This window comes from Escherichia sp. MOD1-EC5495, from assembly GCF_002965965.1.
GTDB classification, from domain to species: domain Bacteria; phylum Pseudomonadota; class Gammaproteobacteria; order Enterobacterales; family Enterobacteriaceae; genus Escherichia; species Escherichia ruysiae.
Map to the genome: position 1 here is coordinate 1 of NZ_PTRI01000047.1, position 3,132 is coordinate 3,132.

Below are 3,132 nucleotides of genomic sequence, written 5' to 3' on the forward strand. Positions count from 1 at the left end.
CTACGGCGTTTCACTTCTGAGTTCGGCATGGGGTCAGGTGGGACCACCGCGCTACGGCCGCCAGGCAAATTCTGTTTTATCAACACGTCGTCTTCTGACCTGTCGATTTAATCTGTATCAGGCTGAAAATCTTCTCTCAATCCGCCAAAACACCTTCGGCGTTGTAAGGTTAAGCCTCACGGTTCATTAGTACCGGTTAGCTCAACGCATCGCTGCGCTTACACACCCGGCCTATCAACGTCGTCGTCTTCAACGTTCCTTCAGGACTCTCAAGGAGTCAGGGAGAACTCATCTCGGGGCAAGTTTCGTGCTTAGATGCTTTCAGCACTTATCTCTTCCGCATTTAGCTACCGGGCAGTGCCATTGGCATGACAACCCGAACACCAGTGATGCGTCCACTCCGGTCCTCTCGTACTAGGAGCAGCCCCCCTCAGTTCTCCAGCGCCCACGGCAGATAGGGACCGAACTGTCTCACGACGTTCTAAACCCAGCTCGCGTACCACTTTAAATGGCGAACAGCCATACCCTTGGGACCTACTTCAGCCCCAGGATGTGATGAGCCGACATCGAGGTGCCAAACACCGCCGTCGATATGAACTCTTGGGCGGTATCAGCCTGTTATCCCCGGAGTACCTTTTATCCGTTGAGCGATGGCCCTTCCATTCAGAACCACCGGATCACTATGACCTGCTTTCGCACCTGCTCGCGCCGTCACGCTCGCAGTCAAGCTGGCTTATGCCATTGCACTAACCTCCTGATGTCCGACCAGGATTAGCCAACCTTCGTGCTCCTCCGTTACTCTTTAGGAGGAGACCGCCCCAGTCAAACTACCCACCAGACACTGTCCGCAACCCGGATTACGGGTCCACGTTAGAACATCAAACATTAAAGGGTGGTATTTCAAGGTCGGCTCCACGCAGACTGGCGTCCACGCTTCAAAGCCTCCCACCTATCCTACACATCAAGGCTCAATGTTCAGTGTCAAGCTATAGTAAAGGTTCACGGGGTCTTTCCGTCTTGCCGCGGGTACACTGCATCTTCACAGCGAGTTCAATTTCACTGAGTCTCGGGTGGAGACAGCCTGGCCATCATTACGCCATTCGTGCAGGTCGGAACTTACCCGACAAGGAATTTCGCTACCTTAGGACCGTTATAGTTACGGCCGCCGTTTACCGGGGCTTCGATCAAGAGCTTCGCCTTGCGGCTGACCCCATCAATTAACCTTCCGGCACCGGGCAGGCGTCACACCGTATACGTCCACTTTCGTGTTTGCACAGTGCTGTGTTTTTAATAAACAGTTGCAGCCAGCTGGTATCTTCGACTGATTTCAGCTCCACGAGCAAGTCGCTTCACCTACATATCAGCGTGCCTTCTCCCGAAGTTACGGCACCATTTTGCCTAGTTCCTTCACCCGAGTTCTCTCAAGCGCCTTGGTATTCTCTACCTGACCACCTGTGTCGGTTTGGGGTACGATTTGATGTTACCTGATGCTTAGAGGCTTTTCCTGGAAGCAGGGCATTTGTCGCTTCAGCACCGTAGTGCCTCGTCATCACGCCTCAGCCTTGATTTTCCGGATTTGCCTGGAAAACCAGCCTACACGCTTAAACCGGGACAACCGTCGCCCGGCCAACATAGCCTTCTCCGTCCCCCCTTCGCAGTAACACCAAGTACAGGAATATTAACCTGTTTCCCATCGACTACGCCTTTCGGCCTCGCCTTAGGGGTCGACTCACCCTGCCCCGATTAACGTTGGACAGGAACCCTTGGTCTTCCGGCGAGCGGGCTTTTCACCCGCTTTATCGTTACTTATGTCAGCATTCGCACTTCTGATACCTCCAGCATGCCTCACAGCACACCTTCACAGGCTTACAGAACGCTCCCCTACCCAACAACGCATAAGCGTCGCTGCCGCAGCTTCGGTGCATGGTTTAGCCCCGTTACATCTTCCGCGCAGGCCGACTCGACCAGTGAGCTATTACGCTTTCTTTAAATGATGGCTGCTTCTAAGCCAACATCCTGGCTGTCTGGGCCTTCCCACATCGTTTCCCACTTAACCATGACTTTGGGACCTTAGCTGGCGGTCTGGGTTGTTTCCCTCTTCACGACGGACGTTAGCACCCGCCGTGTGTCTCCCGTGATAACATTCTCCGGTATTCGCAGTTTGCATCGGGTTGGTAAGTCGGGATGACCCCCTTGCCGAAACAGTGCTCTACCCCCGGAGATGAATTCACGAGGCGCTACCTAAATAGCTTTCGGGGAGAACCAGCTATCTCCCGGTTTGATTGGCCTTTCACCCCCAGCCACAAGTCATCCGCTAATTTTTCAACATTAGTCGGTTCGGTCCTCCAGTTAGTGTTACCCAACCTTCAACCTGCCCATGGCTAGATCACCGGGTTTCGGGTCTATACCCTGCAACTTAACGCCCAGTTAAGACTCGGTTTCCCTTCGGCTCCCCTATTCGGTTAACCTTGCTACAGAATATAAGTCGCTGACCCATTATACAAAAGGTACGCAGTCACCCTGATAAATCAGGGCTCCCACTGCTTGTACGTACACGGTTTCAGGTTCTTTTTCACTCCCCTCGCCGGGGTTCTTTTCGCCTTTCCCTCACGGTACTGGTTCACTATCGGTCAGTCAGGAGTATTTAGCCTTGGAGGATGGTCCCCCCATATTCAGACAGGATACCACGTGTCCCGCCCTACTCATCGAGCTCACAATATGTGCATTTTTGTGTACGGGGCTGTCACCCTGTATCGCGCGCCTTTCCAGACGCTTCCACTAACACACACACTGATTCAGGCTCTGGGCTGCTCCCCGTTCGCTCGCCGCTACTGGGGGAATCTCGGTTGATTTCTTTTCCTCGGGGTACTTAGATGTTTCAGTTCCCCCGGTTCGCCTCATTAACCTATGGATTCAGTTAATGATAGTGTGACGAATCACACTGGGTTTCCCCATTCGGAAATCGCCGGTTATAACGGTTCATATCACCTTACCGACGCTTATCGCAGATTAGCACGTCCTTCATCGCCTCTGACTGCCAGGGCATCCACCGTGTACGCTTAGTCGCTTAACCTCACAACCCGAAGATGTTTCTTTCGATTCATCATCGTGTTGCGAAAATTTGAGAGACTC

The 3,132-nt window shown here is 53.0% G+C and carries 2 rRNA genes; both read right to left on the bottom strand.

Annotated features, from left to right (window positions below):
* A 5S ribosomal RNA gene (gene rrf, locus BEG40_RS21450) occupies positions 1–65 on the bottom strand; the annotation flags it as partial.
* Between the two features lie 100 nt (positions 66–165).
* A 23S ribosomal RNA gene (locus BEG40_RS21455) occupies positions 166–3,073 on the bottom strand.
* Between the last annotated feature and the right edge of the window lie 59 nt (positions 3,074–3,132).